The 24,371-nt window shown below is 31.6% G+C and carries 30 protein-coding genes; 29 read left to right on the top strand and 1 reads right to left on the bottom strand.

The window, feature by feature from the left end:
• Positions 1–461 precede the first annotated feature (461 nt).
• The 25 genes from K324_RS0105105 to K324_RS0104985 all read left to right on the top strand — a co-directional run bounded on the left by K324_RS0105105 (position 462) and on the right by K324_RS0104985 (position 21,147).
• Positions 462–1,196, top strand: coding sequence for a COG3415 family protein (locus tag K324_RS0105105; RefSeq protein ID WP_026748208.1), 735 nt, complete (start codon positions 462–464; stop codon positions 1,194–1,196).
• On the top strand, positions 1,180–2,667 hold the full coding sequence (terL, locus tag K324_RS15170) for a phage terminase large subunit (protein WP_051354393.1): 1,488 nt from the start codon (positions 1,180–1,182) through the stop codon (positions 2,665–2,667). Before K324_RS0105105 ends, terL begins: the two co-directional genes overlap by 17 nt.
• Positions 2,664–5,624, top strand: a complete 2,961-nt coding sequence (locus K324_RS0105095; protein ID WP_026748207.1) for a phage head morphogenesis protein — start codon at positions 2,664–2,666, stop codon at positions 5,622–5,624. The genes terL and K324_RS0105095 overlap by 4 nt, the downstream gene beginning before the upstream one ends.
• Positions 5,594–5,806, top strand: coding sequence for a hypothetical protein (locus K324_RS0105090; protein ID WP_156906964.1), 213 nt, complete (start codon positions 5,594–5,596; stop codon positions 5,804–5,806). Before K324_RS0105095 ends, K324_RS0105090 begins: the two co-directional genes overlap by 31 nt.
• 50 nt (positions 5,807–5,856) lie before the next feature.
• The gene (locus tag K324_RS0105085) at positions 5,857–6,168 is read left to right on the top strand and encodes a YjcQ family protein (RefSeq protein ID WP_026748205.1); all 312 of its coding nucleotides are present in this window, start codon (positions 5,857–5,859) and stop codon (positions 6,166–6,168) included.
• A gap of 42 nt (positions 6,169–6,210) precedes the next feature.
• Entirely contained in the window at positions 6,211–6,669 is a 459-nt protein-coding gene (locus K324_RS15165; protein WP_026748204.1) for a phage virion morphogenesis family protein, read from the top strand.
• Positions 6,670–6,789: 120 nt separating this feature from the next.
• Positions 6,790–7,731: a hypothetical protein gene (locus tag K324_RS0105075; protein WP_026748203.1), complete on the top strand. Its 942-nt coding sequence runs from the start codon at positions 6,790–6,792 to the stop codon at positions 7,729–7,731.
• Between the two features lie 3 nt (positions 7,732–7,734).
• Positions 7,735–8,082, top strand: coding sequence for a hypothetical protein (locus K324_RS0105070; RefSeq protein WP_026748202.1), 348 nt, complete (start codon positions 7,735–7,737; stop codon positions 8,080–8,082).
• A 17-nt stretch (positions 8,083–8,099) separates the two neighbouring features.
• Positions 8,100–9,266 (top strand): hypothetical protein, encoded by a 1,167-nt coding sequence (locus K324_RS0105065; RefSeq protein WP_026748201.1) that lies wholly within the window; start codon positions 8,100–8,102, stop codon positions 9,264–9,266.
• On the top strand, positions 9,266–9,691 hold the full coding sequence (locus K324_RS0105060) for a hypothetical protein (RefSeq protein WP_026748200.1): 426 nt from the start codon (positions 9,266–9,268) through the stop codon (positions 9,689–9,691). The genes K324_RS0105065 and K324_RS0105060 overlap by 1 nt, the downstream gene beginning before the upstream one ends.
• Positions 9,692–9,693: 2 nt before the next feature.
• Positions 9,694–10,158, top strand: a complete 465-nt coding sequence (locus tag K324_RS0105055; protein WP_026748199.1) for a hypothetical protein — start codon at positions 9,694–9,696, stop codon at positions 10,156–10,158.
• Positions 10,158–11,291, top strand: a complete 1,134-nt coding sequence (locus tag K324_RS0105050; protein WP_026748198.1) for a phage tail sheath C-terminal domain-containing protein — start codon at positions 10,158–10,160, stop codon at positions 11,289–11,291. Before K324_RS0105055 ends, K324_RS0105050 begins: the two co-directional genes overlap by 1 nt.
• A gap of 18 nt (positions 11,292–11,309) precedes the next feature.
• Complete coding sequence (locus K324_RS15160) at positions 11,310–11,738, top strand: phage tail tube protein (protein ID WP_051354392.1); 429 nt, start codon at positions 11,310–11,312, stop codon at positions 11,736–11,738.
• Positions 11,739–11,755: 17 nt separating this feature from the next.
• Positions 11,756–12,208: a hypothetical protein gene (locus K324_RS0105040; protein WP_026748197.1), complete on the top strand. Its 453-nt coding sequence runs from the start codon at positions 11,756–11,758 to the stop codon at positions 12,206–12,208.
• A 44-nt stretch (positions 12,209–12,252) separates the two neighbouring features.
• A complete protein-coding gene (locus K324_RS15715) occupies positions 12,253–12,405 on the top strand; it encodes a hypothetical protein (RefSeq protein WP_156906963.1) in 153 nt (50 codons plus the stop codon).
• Positions 12,395–15,121, top strand: a complete 2,727-nt coding sequence (locus K324_RS0105030; protein WP_026748196.1) for a phage tail tape measure protein — start codon at positions 12,395–12,397, stop codon at positions 15,119–15,121. Before K324_RS15715 ends, K324_RS0105030 begins: the two co-directional genes overlap by 11 nt.
• 3 nt (positions 15,122–15,124) lie before the next feature.
• On the top strand, positions 15,125–15,811 hold the full coding sequence (locus tag K324_RS0105025; RefSeq protein ID WP_026748195.1) for a hypothetical protein: 687 nt from the start codon (positions 15,125–15,127) through the stop codon (positions 15,809–15,811).
• Positions 15,812–15,814: 3 nt separating this feature from the next.
• Positions 15,815–16,750, top strand: a complete 936-nt coding sequence (locus K324_RS0105020) for an XkdQ/YqbQ family protein (RefSeq protein ID WP_026748194.1) — start codon at positions 15,815–15,817, stop codon at positions 16,748–16,750.
• On the top strand, positions 16,750–17,142 hold the full coding sequence (locus K324_RS0105015) for an XkdQ/YqbQ family protein (protein ID WP_026748193.1): 393 nt from the start codon (positions 16,750–16,752) through the stop codon (positions 17,140–17,142). The genes K324_RS0105020 and K324_RS0105015 overlap by 1 nt, the downstream gene beginning before the upstream one ends.
• 2 nt (positions 17,143–17,144) lie before the next feature.
• Entirely contained in the window at positions 17,145–17,609 is a 465-nt protein-coding gene (locus tag K324_RS0105010) for a DUF2577 family protein (RefSeq protein WP_026748192.1), read from the top strand.
• 2 nt (positions 17,610–17,611) lie between these two features.
• The gene (locus K324_RS0105005) at positions 17,612–18,091 is read left to right on the top strand and encodes a DUF2634 domain-containing protein (RefSeq protein ID WP_026748191.1); all 480 of its coding nucleotides are present in this window, start codon (positions 17,612–17,614) and stop codon (positions 18,089–18,091) included.
• A 15-nt stretch (positions 18,092–18,106) separates the two neighbouring features.
• A complete protein-coding gene (locus K324_RS0105000) occupies positions 18,107–19,204 on the top strand; it encodes a baseplate J/gp47 family protein (RefSeq protein ID WP_026748190.1) in 1,098 nt (365 codons plus the stop codon).
• A 9-nt stretch (positions 19,205–19,213) separates the two neighbouring features.
• A complete protein-coding gene (locus K324_RS14295) occupies positions 19,214–19,600 on the top strand; it encodes a phage tail fiber protein (protein WP_036095189.1) in 387 nt (128 codons plus the stop codon).
• Positions 19,600–20,409 (top strand): DUF2313 domain-containing protein, encoded by an 810-nt coding sequence (locus tag K324_RS0104990; RefSeq protein ID WP_026748189.1) that lies wholly within the window; start codon positions 19,600–19,602, stop codon positions 20,407–20,409. Before K324_RS14295 ends, K324_RS0104990 begins: the two co-directional genes overlap by 1 nt.
• Before the next feature lie 15 nt (positions 20,410–20,424).
• Positions 20,425–21,147, top strand: a complete 723-nt coding sequence (locus tag K324_RS0104985) for a gp53-like domain-containing protein (protein ID WP_026748188.1) — start codon at positions 20,425–20,427, stop codon at positions 21,145–21,147.
• Between the two features lie 64 nt (positions 21,148–21,211).
• Here the strand turns inward: K324_RS0104985 and K324_RS0104980 are convergent, their stop codons facing one another.
• Positions 21,212–21,472 (bottom strand): hypothetical protein, encoded by a 261-nt coding sequence (locus K324_RS0104980; protein ID WP_026748187.1) that lies wholly within the window; start codon positions 21,470–21,472, stop codon positions 21,212–21,214.
• A gap of 84 nt (positions 21,473–21,556) precedes the next feature.
• Between K324_RS0104980 and K324_RS0104975 the strand changes: the two genes are divergently transcribed.
• The 4 genes from K324_RS0104975 to K324_RS15710 form a co-directional block, all read left to right on the top strand.
• Positions 21,557–22,510, top strand: coding sequence for a tyrosine-type recombinase/integrase (locus K324_RS0104975; RefSeq protein ID WP_026748186.1), 954 nt, complete (start codon positions 21,557–21,559; stop codon positions 22,508–22,510).
• 233 nt (positions 22,511–22,743) lie between these two features.
• On the top strand, positions 22,744–23,310 hold the full coding sequence (locus K324_RS0104970) for a hypothetical protein (RefSeq protein ID WP_026748185.1): 567 nt from the start codon (positions 22,744–22,746) through the stop codon (positions 23,308–23,310).
• Positions 23,311–23,847 carry a glycoside hydrolase family 108 protein gene (locus K324_RS0104965; protein ID WP_026748184.1) on the top strand — a complete coding sequence of 179 codons (537 nt, stop codon included), beginning with the start codon at positions 23,311–23,313 and terminating at the stop codon, positions 23,845–23,847.
• The coding region (locus K324_RS15710) for an N-acetylmuramoyl-L-alanine amidase family protein (RefSeq protein WP_026748183.1) at positions 23,848–24,371 on the top strand (524 nt) is incomplete at its 3' end. It abuts the gene before it with no gap.

Here is a 24,371-nt window from a genome sequence, read left to right as displayed (position 1 = left end):
GTAAAATTTAATTTTAGAGGATAAGCAAACCCAGTAAAATCAATGGTTTGAGGATATTTCAAAAGTGTCCGAGGTACAACTAAGCCAATAAAATCAGTATCTAGGATACGCTTGTGAAAATTTTTACAAAGTTTAAACTAAGGGAAGAAGAAGCAAAAGTCAAAAATTGAAAAATGATAAAATCCCACATTATATTATTTATAATGTTGGTTTTTGAAAAATAGGAAATTGTAAGCAAGGGAAATTTGGGGAAAATATGAAAATAAAAAAGTGGCAATAATTAACATTTATTCACAAATGTTGGTTTTTGAAAATAAGTAAAAATGGTTGAAAAATGATAAAAATATGATATAATTTAATTAATAAATGTAGAGACCGAGAGTCCTTTGAATTGTGAAACCCTAATTGGGTAATTTTCACGATTTGAAGGGCTATTTTTATTTTAAAGAGGTGAAAAAGGAATGCAGAAGTGGAAGTTGTCAAAGTTAAAACAATATTATCAGACAAAACTTTATGAAGCTGACGGAAATGATAAGGCAATAAATAAACGGCAAATAGCCAAATTATATGGAATATCCCCACAAAACTTAAATAACTATATTAGAAGAAAAAATTGGAATGATTTAAGTGATTTTATTTATGTTCCATTTGAAGTTCCTGCGGGCATAAAAAAGAATCAGCCATTAAATGGCTCACTTACAAAACTGACTGGAGAAATGCTGGAAAAATTATTTGAATTGGCTCGTATGGTAAATGATGTAGGAAAGCCGATCTATTCTAATCAGGAAATAGCAGATAAACTGGGAATCTCTATTTCAACGTTCTATAAATATAATCAGGAAAATATACATTTCTACAAGGCATTGAAAAAAGGACGAATGCTGGGGGAAGTAGAAGATGCAATGTATAAAAGTGCAGTGGGATATAGAACGGTAGAGGAACGGGAAGAGGATATTGTAGTTACCAAAACTGGAGAAAAGACAGGAGAAACAAAAAAGACTAAGATTGCCAAAGATATACAAGGTGATGTAAGGGCTCAAAAATATTTGATGTCAAATATAGTTCCTGATGAATATACGGAAAATAAAAAAGTGGAACAGAAAGTAACTATATCAGAAGACTTAAATTTATCAGAATTAAGTGATGAGCAATTAAACAAATTGCTGAAGGATATGGAAAATGGAAATCAAGGATAAAATTCAACAGGAACTGTTAAAGCGGAAAATACAAAAGGAAAAAGCACGGCGTAATCTTCTTGAATTTCTTATTTATGATGGGGAAGGCAATTATAAAAGAGCAAGACACATAGAATTTTTAACAGCTAAGGTTCAGGAATTTGTAGAAAAAGTTAAAAATGGCCAATCACCAAGAATGTATATTTGTATGCCGCCACGACATTCAAAATCTGAAACCACAACTAAAAAAATGCCAGCTTGGGTAGTTGGAAGTAATCCAGATTTTGAAATAATCATTGCAGCATACAATGCAGATCTTGCCAGTGACTTTGGGAAAATAGCAAGAGATACGTATAAAAGGCATAGCAAAACAGGAACAGGAGTATTTAACAATGAAATTGACAAAGATAAATCAGCGGGGGCAAACTGGGGAATAAACCTAAAGCGTGGTTCAGTAGTATCAACTGGAGTAGGCGGTTCAGCAACTGGAAAAGGTGCACATATAGCAATTATAGATGATCCATTTAAAAATAGAGAAGATGCCAACTCAAAAGTCCAAAGGGATAAAGTTTGGTCCTGGTACCAATCAACAATCCGTACAAGGCTAGCACCTGGAGGCGGAATAATAATTATTCAGACAAGATGGCATGATGATGATTTGGTTGGAAGAATTGAAAAGGAAATGCGGGATGGAACTGGAGAAATATTTGAACCAATTGTACTGCCTGCAATTGCAGAAGAAGAGGATATTTTAGGAAGAGAACCAGGAGAAGCATTATGGCCAGAAAGATATGGCATTGAGGAATTAAAGGCAATAAGAAAAGCAGTAGGTGAGCGGGAATTTATATCGTTATATCAACAACGTCCACAGGCAGAAGACGGCGGATTATTTAAGCGGCAATACTTCAAATATTTTAAAGTAATTGAAAATAGATATATTGAGATTGAATCTGAAGCTGGATTGAAAAGAATTGATACAAAAGAATGTTTTGCATTTCAAACCATAGACACAGCTTTGACTGTCAAAAAGAGCAGTGATTCAACGGCAATAGCTACTTGGATTTGTGACAAAGAATATAATTTATATTTAACAGATTTATTCTTAGATAAAATAGAAGTTCCTGATCAGTGGGCCACTATAAAACAATATAGAGTGAAATATGATGGATTCTTGAAATTTCAGGCAATAGAAACAAAATCATCTGGAATAGGAATAAAACAGCAGGCAGAGCGGGAAGGCATAGCATTAAAGGAATTAATAGCCGATGTTGACAAAACAACTAGAGCATTGGCAATATCAGTAATGTTTGAAACTGGGAAAGTATACTTTTATAAAAATTTGCCAAAGTTGTATGAATTAGAGGAACAATTATTGAAGTTTCCGAATGCTGCACATGATGACGCTGTTGATGTGTGTTCTTATGCTGGAATAGTTATAAATGAGTTGAATAAGATGTTTGTAAGATATGAAAGGAAGTTTATTGGAGTATGAGTATAAGACAAAATGTTACAAGTAAATTAGTTCAGGAAATAATTAGCTTAGGAACAGGCAGTGGTTCAAGTGAATTAACAGATGAACTATTAAAAAGAATGCAAAAAGATATTGATATAAGTGCAGCTTTGGAATTGATGAATGAATCAATTGTATCAAGGGAATGGATGATTGCAACAGATATAACAGATTTGGAACAGCAGGCACTAGAAATACAAAAAAGATTTAATAATCTAAATATGTCAACTATATTATCAAATATGTTAAAAGCAACGATAAATAAAAAAAGTATTTTTGAAATTTCATATGAAAATATGATAATTACAGATTTAATACTGTTGCCAAATAGATATATTTCATACAATAAAGATACTGGATGGAAAGTTAAAACAAGGAATAACGAAATAATAATTGATAATGAAAAAAATAGATTCCTGCTTTGTGTAAATAATGAATCACTTGAAAATTTACAAGGAGAAAGTGATTTAGAGCCGCTTGTAAAAGTGTATCAGGCTAAAGAGAATTTAGATAATAAATTAAATGCAATTATTGAAAAATATGGAGATATAATCACAGTATTTGCTTACGAGCCGCCACTTGAAACAGCGTCAAGGGAAGAAAAAGAGGCAAGGTTTAAAAGCGTGGAACAGCAGGCCAAAGATTTAAAAAAGGCTAAAGGTAAGGATATTTTGGCAATTCCTACTTCGGGTGATAAGCCACTACGAGATTTTGTTGAATTTATAAAACTGGATGATTTAAAACCAGAAATATATGAGCAGTTAAGACAGGAAAAAACCAAAGCCATTAAGCAATATATACTGGGAAGTACGCTTGTAAGTGGAATAGATGGAAGTAGTGGAAACAGAGCATTGGGAGAAGTTCACGATAGGCAAAAGGACTTTAAAATAAATGCAAAGATAAAGAAAATCAGGGACTGGTTTCAAAAAATTATTGAAATTGATGCGGAACTGTACGGTTATGAAAGTAGAAATTTTTATTTCAAATTTGTGGAAGAAATTGATGAAAATGAAACGTTGGAATTAGAAAATAAAAAGGCGGAAGTTTTGTCAAAAAAAATGGATACAATATCAAAATTATCTGCTTCCGGATACAAATTGACAATAGAAAAACTGGCAGAATTTCTGGGAATGGAAGCAACAGATCTTGTAGAAGTTGAAACTTCAGTAAATTCTGATAATCTTGGAATAAATACCTTTAATAAGTCCAGCATTGAATTTTCCAAAAAAAAAATTTATGAAAAGCGTGTAAAAATAGAAAAAAATCAGGAACAATTTGATAAATTCATTGAAAATAATTTCAAAAAATGGCACAAAAATGTGTTAAGGGCCGTACGGGAAAAATTGGAAAAAGCAAACGATGTATCAGATTTATTTGATTTGGAGTTTGATTATGACAATACTTTGGAAGACTTGTTATTGATGTCAACAATGAAAGGATTTGACAATGCTATTATGGTTGACGATGGAATTATAGAATTTTCAAGCACTAGAACTCAGACAAGAAATGCAGCACTTGATAATTTTTTGAAAAAACATCCTGCTCTTTACAGCAACATTGAAAATGAAATTGAGTATGCACGACATAAAAACTTTTGGATTAAGAAAGTTACTGATGTGAATGTTACAGAAAAGATATTTAAACAAATGTCAAATACGCTTGAGAATGGCGGAACATTCAAAGAATGGAAAAAAGACGTGGATAATATTTTATCGCAAAGTGGATTGGCATTGAATGAGGGATATTTAAAAACAGTATTTAGAACTAATATGAATCACGCCTACAATACTGGAATATATATGAAAATGGATAAATACAAAGAACGTTATCCATATTATCAGTATTGCGGAACATTAGACGGAAGGGAACAAGAGCATACACGAGAACTTAATGGAAAAATATTTAAGATAGGAACGCTTGAAGCTGATAAATATTTTCCACCAAATGGATATAACTGTAGGTGTTATACAGTATCTTTGACAGCAGATGAGGTAAATCCCGATGAAGTTGTGGGTGGCGATGATATTAGCCAAGATGTAGGAAGTTTTGCGGGGAATGTCGGAAATGAAAAGTATATAGAAATGCTTCAGGAAAAGTATGAGAAAAAAGTAAAAGCATTTGCTGACAAATATGATATTCCTGATTTTGTGCTTACTAAACCATTGAAAAAAGACGGTAACAGGAGTATAATTGATTCAATAAAGACAGTAAAAGAAGCAAATAACTATGCTGAAAAAGTAGTGGGAGTTAAAGCTGACTATGCTGGTATTGATGTACGTTGTGCTAACGAGTGGAATCGTGGACTTGCGGCTATGAAGAGTAAATATCCAGAAGTTGTAGAGCAAATTAAATTTGTTGGAAGTATGCAAAAGAGAAATGAATTGCTTGAAGCGGAATTGAAAAATTATGCTAAGAATAATAAATTGACAAAAGGAACTAAAGAATTAGTAGATTATATTTTAGGTAAATTGAATATAAAAAACAATCGAACAGCGGAATCATTTCATGTTGCTAGGTTAGGAAATAATCCAGATGAAAATGAAATTATAAAAATAGTAAACAAATACGCTGGAATATCATTGAACTCAAATTACTACAATAATTATAATAATGTTATTGCTGAAAGAAAAAGGCAAGTGGCTAATGGATGGAAACCTGTTGGCTGTGATACAATGAAATCTATTTTTGATCATGAATTTGGACATCAGATAGACAAGCTGTTAAATATTTCTAAAAGTGATAATGTAAGAGAATTCTATGAGCAAAACAAAACTGAAATACAAAATGAATTATCTAGGTATGCAACGAATCAACGGGAAGAATTTATAGCTGAAGCTTGGAGTGAGTATAATAACAATCCAAAACCACGAAAAATTTCAAAAATGATAGGAAAGTTTATTGAAAGGAAGTGGAAAGAATGGAAGAAAAAAAATCGTTAGATGAATGGCTAAAAATATTTGAAGAAGGCGGTTCTGATGATGAAGACGATGAGTTTGAAAGAATACAAGAAGAAATAAAAAAAGAAAACGAAGAAAGAGATGCAAGGCTTGCAAAGATGACACCAAAAGAGAGAGCAAAAGCAATTGTTGATGAAATATTTAAAGATGCTTCCGATGCTTAAATATTTAATTTTAATAAAAGGGAAAATATGAGAGAAAGGAATAAATAAAAATGGATAACTTCAAAATAATATATAAAATACTGATAGCTTTAGAGCAGGCTATGGATTATGAAATTTTTGACAATGAAATAATATCGCACGAAAGATTTGGAATATCCTATGAACGTTGGGCAAATCTGATGATACAGTTGGATGAAAATGGATATATAAGTGGAATTAGAATTATAAAAGCAATAGGAGGCTCAGGCATTAAATTAGTTAATCCTAAAATAACTTTAAAAGGCTTGGAATATTTAGAAGAAAATACTATGATGAAAAAGGCTTATAGATTAGTGAAAGGTACAAAGGATTTATTGACTTAAAAATTTTTTTTAAGTTATTGATTTTTGAGAAAGGAAAATATTATGAAAATTAATATAAAGACAAATATTGATAGTTTTAGTTTAAGTTTCAAGGAAAAATTAAGAAGTATCAACAAAGAGGAAACGTTGGATGAAGTGGCATTTTATATGGAGGATGAAATGCGGAAAAGATTTAATACTGAAACTGATTATCAGGGAAATAAATGGGCTAGGTTAAAACATAGAAATGGAAAGCCCCTAAGTGATACTGGAGTTTTAAAAGGCTCGTTAGGAGTAGCTGAAATATCAGGAAATAGTGTATCAGTATTTTCAAATTTAATTTATGCACGATTGCAGGATCAAGGTGGGGAAATAACTCCTAAAGATAATAAGATTTTTGGTAAAATATCATTTTCAAAAAAAATTGTAGTACCGGCAAGGAAATTTTCTGGAGCTTCAGATAAGAATAGAAAAGATATTGAAAAAATTGTAGAAGAATATGTAATAAATAAATTAAAATAGCTTGAAAAATATCAAAAATGTGATATAATTTGAGAAGATAAAACACAGAGACCGAGAGTCCAGTTTTACGCTAATTTTAGCGTAGGCTGGGCTTTTTTCTTTTTCAGGAAGGAGGGGAAAATGAGTTATGTATTATTTAAAGCAGGAGATTATGGGAAAAAAGGAAACTGGACTGGAGAAAATTTTAAAAAGTTAGTTAGCAATGTGCAAAGTCTGGATATTATTCCTTTTCATACTTCTGAATTTATGAATAAAGGGCTTTTGCGTAATGAAATTCCAGTAATTGGTAAATTTAAAAACATCGAGATTAAAGATGATGCTATTGTTGCTAATAATGTTGAAATTTTTAATAAGGAGCATTTTAAGAATCGTAAAGTTGACAGATTATCAGTAGAAATAGAGAATGGATTAATTACAAGAGTTGGAGCATTGCCAGAAGGAGTAGAACCAGCAGTGTCAAATTCAGGTTCTTTAAAAGGGCTGGAATTTCAAAAAGATATTGTGGAAATGGATTGGATAGAAAATAAAATAATAAATTTTGATAGAGGTGAGGAAATGAATTTAGATGAAATATTAGGAAAACTAAATGACTTATCATTGGATGATAAGATTAAATTGGTAAATGGTACTTTAAAATCGCTTCAAGAGCATGAAATTGAAGTGGCCAAAAAAGGAATTGATTTATCAATTTTTGAAGAGAAAAAAGAACCAAAAACAGAAGATGAAATTAAGGAAGAAGCAAAAAAAGAATTTCAAAAAGAATTGGAAGTGCAGGAATTTATGAAAGCAAATGCTGCAAAAATAACGCCAGCTATGAAATCATTAGGAATTGAAAGTTTGATTGATAAGGTTATTAAAGAAAATAACGGAATTATTGAATTTTCAGAAAACGGAGCAAAAAAACAGTCTAATTCTAAAGAAATTTTGGAAAAAATGTTTGAAAATATGAGGGCTTATGAAAGAGGGGGAACATTGGAATTTGGAAATGATGAAAGAAATAAAACTTATGCACAAATAGAAGTGGAAAAATATCAAAAAAGACATAACAAAGGGGGAAAATAACAAATGGGAGCTAATAGAGTAGTAACAAGGGAAACTATACGAAAAGATTTGGTTTTAAATGAATTTATACCAAGAATGAATGTTACTTTAAAAGCTGGAGAAACAATAGAATATGGACAAGCATTATCATTGGATGCATCAACTGGAAAATATATAAAATATGCTGGTAGTGGAGTGCTTCCAAAAACTTTCTATTGTGGAATGGATGATCAGGTAGTAGCTTCTGGTGATACAGAAATACAGGTTATTAGAAGTGCTGATATAGATGGTGATATTGCCAAAGGGATAACTAAAGATTCTTTTGAGGCAATTGATAATTTAGAAAAATATGGAATTTATATAAAATATTAAGAGGGGGAAAATAATAAATGGCATTAACACAAATACAAACTAAACTAACGGCATTATTTGCAGTAGTGGAGAAAACAGTACAAACACATTATTTAGATAGATTTACAGCAGTAAATCCAGAGTTTTTAAGTGAAAATGAAACAATCAATATTAAAGATTTGAATGATTTTTTGGTGGAAGCGTCAATAATTGAACGTGGAAGTGAAATAGACTATATAAAAATTAATGGTATAGATACAACAACAGTAACGCCTGACATTGTAGCGGCATCATATCCATTAAAACCAATAATGCCTACTTCAACGGTAACTTTAATTAATGGCCAAGAAATTTCAGAACAGGATTTTGAAGAGGACAGATTGTTGCTTAAATTGAAAAATGCAATGTTGAGAACCAAAGAAAAGCAAGCGGCCAATATGTTCTTGACAGGTAAATATTTACAAAAGAAATCAGGAACAGAAATTAATTATAATTTTAAAGCAGCTGAAAAATTAGATGCTAGAGAAGTAAATAACTGGGTAACATTATTCTTTGACTTGATAGAAAAATATGAAATTAAAAATGGAATTTATCCAGATAGAATAGAACTTGGAAAAACATTATTTGAAAAAATTATAAAGAATAATGAATTTATAAATATTGCTAAGTCTTATTCAAACAGTATTGGATTGAGTTCTGCTGAAAGACAAATCTATTTAGATCTGTTGGGCCAAAAAATTTCAAAATTAAAAGGGGCAATGGATTTTAACGATAAAGAAATCAATGTAAATAATTATATTTATTTATCACATGATGCGGCCTTAGTAGCTGGTTATGCAGCATTAGAAGCAGTAGACGAAGCTGGAAATCCTTATGTGTTAAGAGGAACGGAAATTATTGATCAGACGAAAGCAAATAAGGAAACAGCACGAGCAAAAATGTTTGGAAAATCAGGATTTACACCAATTGTTGCTCTAAAAGACTTGATTGTGAGATATGAAGTAATAAATGTAGAGGCAATAAAAATTGTTGGTGAACATTCAGAACTTGGTGCAGTCGCAGATTATTTCTTAAGTTTGTCAGTAGAAGCGATGACTAAGGCAATTAGCAAAATAGATGATAAAAACTTGTTAAGTCTTATGTTATCAAAAGAGAATAGAACAACAGGTAAACAGGCAATAGAAGACAGATTAGGTGCATTATAATGCTGGAAAAACATAATAAAAGTGATGAAAAGAATGAATTGAATGAGGATAAACTTGAAACAATTAAGTTTATCCCCAAAGTAGTGGCAATAGAACTGTGCAGAATTTCAAAGCAAAGTGCTGAAGAACTAATCAAAGAAATCAATGAACGCCTTATTCCAGACAGCAAAATATTTATAAAAATATTTATTGGAACTGAAAAATATAGCAGTCTGGACAAAGATAACGAAAGAATTTTAGAAGAGCTGTATGTAGCTTGGAAGTTGTACGAATCACTTGAAAATGAAAAGGTGTCTGAAGATAAAAGGGACACCTTGTATAAGTTACTTGAGCAACTAAAAGGAAGTTCATTGGACGGTAACGCTGGAAATTCACTAGCAACAGATGGGAGATACGGAAAAATTATGGTATTTACAGGAGATTAAAAATGTTCGATTTGATTTTTGAAAAATTTGAAAAGGATCTGTTAAAAGATTATCCAGATTATTCTTTTTACATTACGGATGAAATGGAAGAAGAGGACTTTGCAATAAATACTGTTGTTTGTGAAATTGGTGCAATAAATGTTGTAAATAGTAAAAATTATTCAGCACAGTTAAGTTTTTACATAACAAAACCAAAAATTCAAGATGATTTAGGTAATTTTATTGTTCAAACATTGGATATAATGCGAAAAATACAGAATTTAGATAGAAATAAAACATTTCATTCTAAAAAATTAACAATGGAATATGGGGAATTAAGATCCAAAGAGGTAAGAGAAACTTTTAGAGTATGCAGAATAGCTGGAGAATTTGAAATAACTAATCCAGTTGAAAATATAATGAAATCTAAAGAAGAGTACAAACCTTTGACTAGGTTATTTATAAATAAAAAAGAGGTGAAAGAATAATGAATGGAAGTCCAAAATTTGTTTTGGAAATTGAAGAAAGAGCAGGAACAGCAATAGCAAGAAGTGAACAGGGTGTTGTTGGCGTGGTACTGTTTGATAGTACAAAAGACACAGAAAAATACATTTATGTCAGTAGAGGAGACGTATTGCAGACAGACTGGGATAATGACAATTACAATCTTTTAAAAGATTTGGCGTTTGTAGGAAGTCCATATAAGGTTATAGTTCGTAGAGTGAAAGAAGACGCTAGAGATAGCGTAAAAATAACTGACATATTAAGTGATTTAGAAAATGATGTTGACAGCATTGTTATACCAAAAGCTACTGAAAGTGATACAGATGATTTAATTAGCTATGCAAAAAGTCGGCATAATACAGAACTTGGTAAATTGGCATTAGACTTTAATCAGGCACATTTTTTTACCTTTGTGGCAAGTGATAAAGTGCCAGATCATCATGCAATTATAAATAATGGAATAACAGGAGCAGTTGTAAATGGACATGAATACAATGATAAGGAATTTGCGTTGGCTATAGCAAGTCTAGAGGCAGGATGTCCTATTTCAAGAAGTATTACAAATATGAAAATGGGATTCTTGGATAAATGTGATATTCCAGCAGAACCAGGTAAAATTACAAAAAAAGGTAAAATTGCGGTTAGCGTTCAACGTGACGACAGCGGTATTAGCTACTATGTAATTAATCGTGGAGTTACTTCATTTATAACACCTGACACAAAAAAACAGCGTAGATTTAGTAAAGTTAAAGTTGTAAGAAGTTTATTTATAATTACTGAAGACTTGAAAAAATCTTGGAATGATTATAAAGGTGCGAGATTAAATGGTTATTTAAATAAAATGGCTTTTTTGAATGCGGTTAATGCCTACACTCAAAGTCTTATGAATCAAGGAATACTTGATCCAGATTATTCAAATACTTTTGATATTGATATAGAGCAACACAAACTTTATTTAATGACAGAAAAAGGTATATCAAGAGATGAAGTGGACAAAATGAGTGAAGCAAGATTGCGTAGAATTAATACGGTTGATGGTGTTTATGCGAAATGCGATGAACTTATGCCACTTGATTGTATGGAAGACTTTTATGGAAAGGCGATAATCCAAAGTTAGAAAAGGAGTGATTAAAAAATGGATATATTTAAGGCTAATCAGGTAATATCTGGCTCACACGGAACACTTATGATTGATGGTGAAGTATTTGCGGAAGTATCTGAAATAAAAATTGAAACGAAAATAGAAAGAAAAGAAGTCTGGCTTCCTGGAGGACAAAAAGGTGAAAAAATTGTTGGAGCAAGTGGAGAAGGCACGATTAAAAGATATAAATTAAACTCAAACTGGTTTAAAAAGTTTACGAAATTAGCTAAAGGAAATGAGGTATATTTTGAATTATATTTCCAAATAGATGATCCTGATGTAGCAGGAGCAGAAGCCATAAGAATTACTGATTGCTGGAATAAGGATGGATTTTCTTTGGAAGCTAAGCGTGGAGAAGAAATGAATGAAGAGCTAAAAATTGGATATCTTCCAATCAATCTTAAAGCTGTTGAGTTAATTTAGAAAGAAAGGAGTAAATTATGGATTTAAAAGAATTGCTGAAAAAACGTGAAGAAGCAAGTAAATACAGAGAAGAAAAATCAACAATAGAATTTACTTTAAAAAGTTACAAAGATACTAAATTTAAGTTAAAAGTTCCTGATTTTCAGGAATTTGTAAATTTATGCACCAAAATGGGTATTACTGATTTTAGCATCGCTAAAAAGGAAATGCAGCGGATATTTACCGAAAAAATTACAAAATCAAATTCTGTTATATGTGAATATTTATTCGATACTTTTATAGAGCCGAACTTTACAGAACTTTCTGGAGAATTGATGGCGGAATTAAATGCTCAAAGCCGAGTATCAGTATTCAAAGATTTTTTTAATAACGAAGAAATTTTAGAAATATTTATGCTGGTTGTGAATAAACAAACTGAATTATTTAATGAAAACAAAAATCCTAATGTTGTTGCACTAAAAAAAAAATAGATGAAAATAAGACGGATGTTGAACTTAGTGCAATAATTTATTATATGCAAAAAGGCTGGACACCAAAGGATTTTTCAGATATAGAGAATGAAAATATGTGGCATTATTATGTAGTCGCTTATGAAATTGCACAGGAACAGAAACGTGAGGAATTTAACGAATATGCAAGGTTGGGAGTGATGGGATATGGCGGATAATGTTATAGCAATACAGGTAAATGTAGACGGAATAGAAAGTGCTATATCTCATTTTAATTCGTTATCTGAAAGTTTTGGGAAACTTGCACAGGGAGCACAGGAAGGTACAAGTGGAAACGAAACTCTGCAAAATAGCTTGGAAAATGTGGCGAGTGCTGTTAAGGAAGCAACTAGCGGAAATGATGAACTAGAAAATAGCTTAAGTGAAGTTGCGAACGCTGCAAATGAAGCTGGGGATGATGTAAAAAAATTAGGTGACAGTAATACCAAGGCTTCTGAAAGTGCTGATAAATTATCTGAAAGTTCTAAAAAGGCGGCAGATGGTGCTGAGGATTTAGGTAAGAGTAGTGATAAAACAGCAGAAGCCTTTGAGAAATTGAACACGCTTGGAAAAGATGTGGGGGAAACACTATCAAAATCTTTAGGCAATAAAATACCAGATACTATAAGTAAAATTGGGAGTAAATTTAGTGGATTGCTTAGTCCATTGAAAAAAGTGGGAGAGGCTGGTAAAAAGGCTTTTTCATTTTTGGGAAGTAGTATAGGTGGAAAAATCAGTGATTTGGGCTCTAAATTGAAAAATCTTTTTAATGTTGTATCCTCAGCCAGTGTTACTGGTGGCGGACTTGGTGCTATTAGTAGTGCAATCAGTGGACTTGCAGGACTTGCAACTGGTCCTGTTGGAGCGGTTATTCTTGCTATTGGTGCACTTACTGCGGCTACAGCTGCATTTGGTGTAAAGGCATTGAAAGCCTCGGCTGAATTTCAACAGGGAATGAATAAAGTTTTTACAATGCTTCCAGGAATTTCAAAGCAAGCAATGAACTCGATGAGTAACGATGTTATAGACTTATCAAACAAATATGGTAAAAGTGCAAACGAAATATCTGAAGCAATGTATCAGGCATTGTCTGCTGGAGTATCACAGGAAAAGGTTAAGGGATTTTTAGAAGTTGCTCAAAAAGGGGCAATTGCTGGGGTAACTGACATTACAACAGCAGTAGATGGACTTAGTTCGGTTGTAAATGCTTGGGGAGAGGACGCTATAAGTGCGGCACAGGCGAGTGATTTAATCTTTACGGCAGTAAAAAATGGTAAAACGAGTTTTGAAGAAGTGGCAGGCAGTATTGCTCAAGTATCACCTATTGCCAGTGCATTAGGAGTTAATTTCAGTGATGTATCAGCTGCAATTGGAACATTAACGGCAAAAGGAACACCAACAAACGTCGTTATGACACAGATGAAAGCAGCATTTAGTGAATTTTCAAAAGGATCGACAACAGCTTCTAAAGAATTTAAGAAAGCAACAGGGCAATCGTTTCAGGAGTTTATAGCGAAAGGCGGAAATTTACAGACTGCGATGCAGGCATTGGAAACTCACGCTAAAAAGACGGGTAAAAACATTAATGAATTTTTTGGAAGTGTGGAAGCTGGATCTTTTGCATTATCATTAACAGGTGAAAATACAGAATCATTTACAAAAAATATGCAGGATATGAAAAATTCAAAAGGAGCTACTGATACAGCGTTTGCACAAATGGATCAAGGGATAACGGCAAATATGGGAAAAATAAAAGAAAAAATGCACAACACTATGATTCAAGCAGGGCAAGCTCTTACTCCGATGGCTTCTCAAATGCTTCAAGGATTTACGGGGATAATGCCTATGATAATAGAATCATTTTCAACCTTAGGTGCTGCATTAATGCCGTTTATAAGTGGTTGGGTTAGCACATTTAATGGATTTAATCAAACAATACAATCTAACTCTAGTCAATTTAAAGCGGTTTTTCAAGGAGTCGGGAATATAGTTACGGCTGTTTCGGCTGCAATAGGTGCTGCACTATCAATTACAGGGGCTATTTCTAATGCTGTTTTTGGACTTATAATTAATTTATTGAGCAGTTTTATGACTTCTGCTGGGCTTGCTGGCTCTCAGGGGCAAAGTTTTGCAAGTACAATGTCAAGTGCTTTTAGTGCAATTGCCAGTATTGTAGGAGGTGCATTGCAATTCATAATGCCACTTTTAGTAGGATTAGCGCAAATAATTGGAACAGTGCTTGGTTTTGCTGTAAAAGGACTTGTAGAAGGGTTTATGAAGCTAGGCAATGTGTTATCTAAAGTTGGTGGTTTTTTCAAAAAATTATTTGGTAAAGGTGATGCTGAAAATGCCAAAAAAGATATGGAAGAGCTAAAAAAAGGAATGGAAGAACTAAATGCTGAAGCGGCAAAACCAGCAGAAAAGCAAGTTGATATAAACGCACAAGTTAATACCCAAATCGCTCAAGCAGGAGCTAATGGACAAATTGTAGGTATGAGTGTACAACAGGTGCCACAAACAGCAACTCCAGCACAACCCCAAACTATAAAACTAGATCCAACGGCAAAAGTTCCTATTGATCCAGCTAGTCTTTCAAATACTCAAATGAAAATAGATCCGACAGCGTTTAGCAATGTTCAGCAGGCAGTCCAACAAGTGAGTAGTGACATCAAAGGAAATCCACAAGATGCTACTAGAAATAGTTTACTTAGTGAGTTAAAGGCTGAAATGAGTGCATTGAAAGCTGAAATGTCTGCTACTAAAAGTGCGATTGTTGGAAAACTTGGAGAAGTGGTGGCTGCAATACACGCTATAAAAATTAACGTAAATGTTCCCGCTGGTCCGAGTGAATCTGATATTGCTAATAAAATTGCAGCGAGTTTACAGAAAGGATAGATTATGGGGTTATTGGACTATAAAGTGTATATAAAATTTGATGAGAGTGTAAATTATAAGGATTTGAATTTTTTAGGAAGCAATTCCTTTAATACAGTTGATTTTTTAAATCAAAAATTAGGAGATAACAATTTTATCGAAAAAGCCAAAAAGATGCTATCAGATAAGATGAACAGCGTGAGTGAGCAAAATCCTATTTTTTCTCAAATAAATGATAAAATGACAGAACTAAAAGAGTTTTATTTATTCCCTGTTCCGCCGAGTGAATTAAAATTTAAAAGTATTGGTGGCTGGGAAAGCATTGATACAGTAAATGGCATTTTAAAGTTGAAAAATAGGAATAAATTGCAGTCTTTGGCTTTTTCTTCTATTATTCCGGAACAGAAATATAATTTTGCAACACACCATTTGTTAGATCCTTTTACTACTTTTTTACTGTTTAAATCACTAGAGATGTCAGATAAGCCTATACGACTAATTTTAGTTGGAAAATTGGGTAAAGGAACATTAACATCAATCTTAAATCCTGTGGACTTAAATTTTTTGGCAACTGTAAATAAATTTGAAGCCAATTTTGACGTTACAGGAACATTGAACTTTGAAATTGAATTTGAGGAATATCTAGAGTTTAGTGATATTACAGAAGCCGATAACCCAGAAGAAAAATTGTTTTATAAGGTGAGTGGATAGAACGTGAAAATAATTGTAACAGATCCTGATGAGAAAAGATATGATTTGACAAGTATTGTAAAGGATAATATTCAGCTTTCAAGCAGTATTGACAACATCACGGCACAAATGGAATTTGAACTGGCTTACAATTATAGGGAGAATATGCCGTATCATACGATTGATTTGGATAAGGGAGCTTATTTTGTAGAACTTTATGATGATGCCGATACTTTGATATTTCAAGGAATTATCCCTAAAATAAGTGTTAATAATAAAGGTCCTAAGTTTACAGCGTATGATCCAAGTTTTTATATATCACGTATTTCTGAAATATTTCAGTTTGATAAACTTCCAGCAGGAGAATGCGTAAAAAAAATGCTCAAAGAATTTGATATGCCTGTCGGAACTATAGAAAACTGTGATGTGAAAATAGATGAGTATTATTACAAGGAAACTATTGCGGATATAATAAAAAAAATTATAGAAACGATAAAAGAGGATAAAGGCGAAAACTGGCATTTTTATTTTAAGGATAATGCTTTTCATTTTGTCAAAAGAAATAGTGATAAATACTTGGATGGGCAAACACAGCCTAAAGAATATCAAATATATGTTGGAAATGGGTATGTGAATATTTTCAATTTTATCAAAGACGCAAGTTATACATCAAGTTTTGAAAATATGAAAAATAGCATAATTGTAGTTGATGGTGATGATGAAAAAATGAATAAAGTTGATACAGCGAAAGATAACGAAAATATTAAGAAATACGGATTATTGCAGTATGTTGTCAAGCAGGAGAAAAATAATCAAGATAAATCAGCTAAAAAAGGTAGAAGCAAGGATAAGAATAATAAAAAAGATGGAAAAGGTAAGAAAGAAGATAAAAATAATAAAGGTAAAAAAACAAAAAATTCAAAACGCAACAAAAATACAGCTAAGAAAGGCAAAAAATAATGGCTGGAAAAACTAGAAATTCAAAACGTAACAGAAAAAGTGAAAAAGATGATAAAGATCCAAAAAATAACAAAGGTAAAAAGACTGAAAATTCTAAAACATCTAAAAAAAGTAAAAAAAAGCAAAAAGAGAAAAAACCGATAAAAGCGTCAAATGTCTTAAAAGAGAAAAATAAACTTGAGAAAACTTTTACTTTAACTGTTCCAGGAATACCTATTTTACGTGCTGGAGATTTAGTAAGCATTCCTAAAAACAGCACAGGAATTGCTGGAATATTTGAGGTTAAAAGCGTTAATCATAATTTTAGTCAAAAATATAGCTTTTATGGGATAAATATTTATTTTATGAGTTTAACTTTGGAATTAGTAAAAGAATTGGAAAGTGAGGAATAAATATGGATAACAAAGTATTACAGGCTGATGAAGCAAAACACTCTGAACCTGATAAAGCCTTTGATAATTTAGCAAAAATTTTTGAACAAAGATTTGGGAATCCCGATTGGAATGGTCCTTTTTTAGGAAAAGTTGTAAAAGCACCTCCAAATTTGGAAGTTCAAATTGACGAAAGGATTGTGTTAAAAGCAGATAGAATTGTTGTAGCTTGGGAGAAAGTGGCTGGATATACTAGGGAATTTGAAGTTAAGGGAAATATTGAAATAGATGTAACTGATAGCGAAAATCAAGATTCTGGCGGAAATATTCATAACAAAATAAAGGCAAAAGGAACATATAAAGCCAGCGGAACGAATAAATGGACTGACGAATTAAAGGTTGGCGATGAAGTCATATTAAACGAATTTAAGAATCAGAAAAAGTTTTATTTGGTAGACAAGGCTTATTATTATAAGGCAGGTGAGTAGAAATGTTACCTAATTCAGCAATTACAGCACTTGATACATATTCTAGCAATAAAAATATTGAGTATGATAATTCTGACATTTATTTTGACTTGAAATGGGATTTTAAAAAAGGCGATTTTGTTTATGAAAAAGGTACACCTGTTCTTTTGACTACAAGAAAAGAAATTGTAAAGCAATGGATTATAAAGTGCCTAATTGTTACTAAAAATGCTTGGAGAGTTTACTACAAGGATGTATTTCCTTTTGGAGTCGGAATAAATAAATATCGTGGAATAAATCCGCTTTATCAGGATTATGCACAAAGTGAAATAAAACGTGAAATTTTGACTGCATTAAAAGAACACGAATATATTAAATCTATAAATAACTATTATTCAGATTTCAAAGAAGATAGGCTGACGTTTGAGTTTGATGTAATTCTAAAAGATGATGAAGGAACTCTAAATATTAGTGAAACTTTTGAATTTGACAATCTTTTATAGTGAAAGGGGGTATTTATGGTTACAAGGGAAGATATAGATGTCTATGAGGAAGAAGTAAACGAACTTGTTAATAACATTTTTAACGGAAGTTTTATGAGCAAATATAGTGATGTTGTTGGAAGTTTTACAGCAGATATTGTGAGAGCATTTTCAACAGAATTAATTGTACAGCAGAAACTATATGATGAAATGTCAAAAAAATACAATGTTACAACTGCTGAAAGCATTTATCTTGACAGTATTTGTAGTGAAGATTATATTTTTAGAAAAAAAGCAACTGTTGCAACTGGGACTGTTAGGATTTACGGGACAAGTGGAACGTTAATTGAAACTGGAATGACTGTTGCGAGCAATAATTGTACATATACTATAACTGAAACAAAAATAGTTGCGTATAAATCGACTGGAACAGTTGGTTATAGTGATGTTAGGGTGGTTGCAAATATTGCGGGAGAAGTTGGAAACTGTGGAATTGGAGAAATAAATAAATTTTCAGAAAATTATGCAGGACTTGAAAGAGTAGAAAATCTTAGTAATATTTCAAACGGATCAGATGAGGAAAACGACACAGAACTGCGGGAACGTAGGAGAAAGATATTATCTAGTCCGAGTGTAAATTATAACGCAAATATGATTAGGGAAATGATATTAAATAATTTTGAGAATATAAAAAAATTAAGAATAATTCCGAGATGGAATGGTAAAGGAACGGCTAAGATTATTGGAATTGGTAAATCGGATATAAAACTAAAAGATGAAGAACTGAATGCAATAAAAACATATTTAGATAATGAAATTATAACAGATGCCGAATTTACTATAAAGACAATTAAGGAAAAAAGTATAAATCTTACATTTGAAGCTGTATTAAATAAAGAATATAACGAAGAAAGTGCAATTAAACTTACAAAAAGTACATTAAATCAAGTATTTTTGGATAAATTATTTGAGGAAAATAGAATTTATTATGCAGAAATAATTGATAAATTGCTGGAAGTAAAAGCGTTTAAGAAAATATCAAATATAGACATCAATAACACAAAAGAGGATGTTGTATTGGATGACGAGGATTTGGTAAGTGTTTTGAATGTAACGTTAAAAACTTTGGATTAGGAGGAAAAAATGAGTGGATTTACAATGGCTGCAAAAGCAAAAATATTAAACAATTTATTTGAAGGCAAAACATATTATGCGGGGCTTTTGACGGCTATAACAACGGGAGCAAATGGAAAAGAGAATGCAACAGAACTTGTATCAGCTTCATATGCCAGAAGAGCTATAAACTTTGCTTCAACTTCATCAAACGAAACAAGCAATATAGCTTCTGTGAAATTTCCTGAAGCAAGGGAAGATTGGGGACGTATTATAGGAATCGGAATATATGATTCATTGACTGGTGGAAATTTAATAAATTTTGCTACTTTTGACGCAAGAGATGAAGTAATAATTTACGCTTTAATGCAGTATGAAATAGCAAAAAACTTTTATGTGATAGGATTTAGAAATTAATGGCAAAAAATGTACACCAGAAGTCAATTGAATATATAAAAAATAATTTTAATATAAATGAATTATCAAATTTCTATGTAAAAGATTTTGTAAATGATGGTAGAAATAATGATTTTTCTTCGATTAAAAGTAATCCTAAAGCAATGAACTTTGTAAAACATACAAATAAATTGTCCGAAATGACAGTATCAGAATTGTTAAATTATAAAGTGAGTGATTTTTCATTTTTTGTTGGTTTGGATGATTACGTAAACTTTACACAAAAAATTACTGAGAAAAGGTTTCCATTGCTTTTTTCGTATGATAACGATTATGCTGATGTTATATATAATCTTGCTAAAAACGATTATTACAACAGTATGATAAAGTCCCTTCCGGGAATATTCAGAAATTCAAATCTTATACAAGATGTATTTCATTTTGCGGATCTTGAATTAAAGTCACTGGAATTTGTAATAGGAACATTGGTAAAAAACAGAAGATTTATAACAGCAAGAAATGAAGTTTTAGAAGAATTTGAAGAACATTATAAATTAATATCAAGCAAAAATTTATCAACAATTTTTAAAATAAACAGAATCATTTCCAAACGTATTTTAAGACGTGCAAACACTTTACAGAATTTCAAAGATACAATGAAACTATATTTTATCTATAACGACAATGTAACAATAACGAATGATAAAAATAACTTTCAGTATATTGTAGATTTTCATTCTAGCACTGTAGATAAAGAATATTTAGATTACTGGCTGGAATTGATTTATGAAGTTATACCAATTTGGTACGACATAAAAATTGTATATTAAATGAAGGGAGAAAAAATGAAACAAACAACACTAGATTTAATAAAAAATATAAATGAAAATACCTTTATACCTGCAACTACTCAAAATGAATTATTTGAACTGTTTCAATTAGATACAGTCGCTGATTTAAGAAAAGTTTCAAGGAATTTTATGAAAGTGTATGAACTGTTGGAACACTTTGATAATCAGACTTCCAACGCAACAAAGGAAAAAGAGGGAATTGTAAAATTGGGTACAGAAACAGGAAATGCAATAGATGCTGAAACTTGGAAACAAGCGATAGGGCAAACATTAGGTGGGTATATAAGTAAAGTTGAAAATAAAGAAGCTGGAAAATGGTATATAAATGATTTGACAGATGGGAAAATATACAAGTGTATACAAAATCACTCAAGTACGAGTTTTGATATTACTAAATTTGTGGATATTACGAATATTGGACTTTCGGACAAATTGGAAAATTTGTTCAGTTCTGAAAACAACTTCGTGAAAATAGGAAATATCATAATCCAATGTGGAAGAAACGAAGTTCCTGAAAATTCAAACGAAAATGGAGCTTCATTTAAATTTCCTAAACCTTTTCCAAACGCTTGCTGGGCTATAACAGCTAACGATGTCGGAGGTGGAGTTAGAAGCGTAGCAGTTAGTCCAACCTCGAACTCAGAGTTCAAGGCTTGGGCAAGATTCGGAAAAGATTTTGCTGGGAGCATTTTCTGCTGGATTGCAATAGGATTTTAAGCACAAATTATAGATTGTAAAATAAAAAAGTTCGTGTTATCAGAGTTTAACTTAATAAAATTTTCTATTTTGCATAAATGTAAGCATAGTTATCATTTACATTTGTATTCGATACTATTTGAAAATACAAAAACTGAGAATCTTCTTTCACGTAAGCTAGGGTATGTTCGGTACTTACTAACTTAAAATTGTTTTTGGATAAAGTATATTCTTCATAGCCGTATGCAGCATTATTAACATTTCTTTGTGCTGTATATGCAATCTTAATTTTAGTGAATTTCTTTGAAAAAGGAATGTATACCCCTTGTTCTGTCCATTCTTCCAATTTTCCGAAGAAAATAAGATTCCAAATTTCAGATAAATTTTCCATTCTATAATATTAGAAAAAATATTATAGGAGAGTGAAAAAATGGAATTAGAAGTAATCACTGGAAGAAATGCACAAATTTATGTGGAGTATCTGAACAGCTGTATAGCAAAGAACGAGGCAACAAAAAACACTACTTACAAGACATACTTCAACAATATGAAACAGTTTGTTGAGTATATCAAGAAGTATGAAAATAATCGTTACTTGCTTAGTAAAGATACGCTGAAAATCATTGTGAGTGTGCTGGAGCGGTATATAAGATATTGCAGGGAAGTGAGTGGGAATAATGCACAGACAATCAATAATAAATTGACGGCTATATCTAGCTTCTATATTTGGGCAGTCAAAAGGAATTTAATATCAGTTCATCCGTTCCGGGACAAATTGGACAGACTGAAAGTAACCGATACAGAAAAGCGGAGAAATAGTTATTATTTGAGTAACAAAGAAGTAATTGAAATAAATATCAAAATGGATATGGAAAAGAAATTTGATTTGCAGGACAGAATAATTTTTAATCTGATTATTGATACAGCTTGTAGAATTAGTGCGTTACAGTCAATAAAGTTGGAAAATATCGACTTGGAAAATGGGATAATCACGGGAATTGTGGAAAAGGAACAGAAAATTGTGGAATTTGTAATATTTGAAGACACAGTAAATTTAATAAGGGAGTGGTTAAAATGTAGGAAAGACAACATAGAATACTTATTTGTTACTAGATACAGCGGAGTGTTTAAGCAAATGAGTAAATCAACTATACGAGATCGAGTTAGAAAAATAGGAAAACTTGTAGGAATAGATAATCTATATCCACACAGTTTGAGAAAAACATCAATAAATCTTATTGCAAATAGTGCTGGAATTGACTTGGCAAGTGAATTTGCAAATCATTCTGGAATAGATGTTACAAAGAAACATTACATCAAGAAAACTACTGCAAAAGATAGAAAAAATAAACTACTAGAAATCCGTAAAAAAGCAGGATTTTAGCATAAAAATTAAGATAAATTTGGGAATTTGTACAGATTTTGAAAATTTATTTGCTAATTTTATTGACTTAAAGCATTTTGTTGATTTCAACAATTTGGTAAAAAATTAAAGTTGTCCCAAAATAAAATTGACTCAAAGTCCCTAAAAATGGGCATTGAATTTTTTGAAATGCAATAACAATTCGTACAAATTCCCAAATTAGTACAGAATTAAAATCGAAAGGAGAAACAGAAATGAAAGGATTTAAAATATATTTATATGATAAAAATGGAAAGTTGATGGGAATATATTTAGCACCATCACAAGAAGAGTTTGAAGCTGATAAATTAAAATATTGTAGCGAATATATAGAGGGAGAAAATTATATTTCTTATACCGAAATAAAGAATCCTATTGTCGAAGATGGACAAGTAAGAGAGATGACTATATCAGAGCAGGTTCAAGCTGGAATTATAGTTTTGACAGATGGTCAATATTTGGAACATGGAGAGATAAAAACCATTGAAAAGCCAAATCCATATAGCACTTGGGACAATAAGAATAACACCTGGATTGAGGATAAGGCTGAGAAATTACAATATTTAAAAGATACAAGATATAAAAAACAGCAGGAGTATATCAAATTAAAAAAAGAACTGGAAAATAAGGAGGAAGAAAAGGAAGAATTTGAAAATTTAGGTTTTGACATAACTGAAACGGAGGAAAGGATAACAGAAATAAAGTCTGAAATGGATTTGTTGAAAACTGAAATAGCAAAATTAACAAAAGAAATAAAAAAAGTAGAAAAGGAAGTGGTATAGATGAATAGATTTGACAAGATTTTCAGCTTTATGTTGGCTGTTGAGGGTGGTTATACTAACGATAAGAATGATAAGGGTGGAGAAACAACTTGGGGGGTTACAAAAGAGGAAGCAAGAAGAAACGGATACAATGGCTCTATGAAAAATTTAACACAAGATTTTGCAAAAAGAATACTTGAAAAAGACTATTACCTGAAAAATCGTTTGAATGAAGTAAAAAATGACAAGGTTGCATTATCAATATGTGACTGGAGTTTTAACTCAGGAAAATGGGCAACTAAAAAGGCACAGGTAACATTAAACAGATATTTTGGCTATAATCTAGTTGTGGACGGTATTTTTGGAAGCAAGACTATAAAAGCCTTGAATGAAGTGGAAGAACAAGGAAAATCAGAAGAATTTTTGAGAGATTACCATAGCATACAGAGAAAATTTTATCATTCTATAGTTGAATATAATCCAACTCAGAAAGATTTTTTGACTGGGTGGTTGAATCGGGTTGACAGAAAAGAAAAATATTTAAAGGAGATGGTATAAATGAAAGTAATATTGAATGTAGGACACGGTGGAGTGAAAAAGGATCCAGGAGCTTGCGGAAATGGATTTGAGGAACATGCTTGGAATAAGGATTTTGTAAATAACTATATTGTTCCTGAGTGCAAAGAGCAAGGTGTAGATTATGTCGTAGTGTATCAGGATTATTATTCTAAGTTGCCAGACAAAATTAATAATTTAGCAAACAAAGGGGATATAACTTTGTCATTTCATCTTAATGCAGCTGAGAAAATGGCTAACGGAGTTGAAATGCTATTCTGGCATACTTCCAAAAAAAGCAAGGAATTGGCAGAATATATGCAGGAGGCTAATATTGAAGCAACGCATTTGAAAGACAGAAAAATCTTACCACGTGTAAGAGGAGATAGAGGTTGGACATTGTTATATAAAACAGTAACCCCTTGTCTTATCGTTGAAAGTGGATTTATAACAAATAAAAATGATATGGAAGTATTAGAAGCAACAAAAAAGGAACTGGCAAAATATTATGTAGCGGCGGTAAAAAA

The organism is Leptotrichia trevisanii DSM 22070 (assembly GCF_000482505.1).
Classification (GTDB): Bacteria; Fusobacteriota; Fusobacteriia; order Fusobacteriales; family Leptotrichiaceae; genus Leptotrichia; species Leptotrichia trevisanii.
The sequence above is the reverse complement of the archived record's forward strand: the minus strand, read 5'-3'. Positions and strand labels throughout refer to the sequence as shown.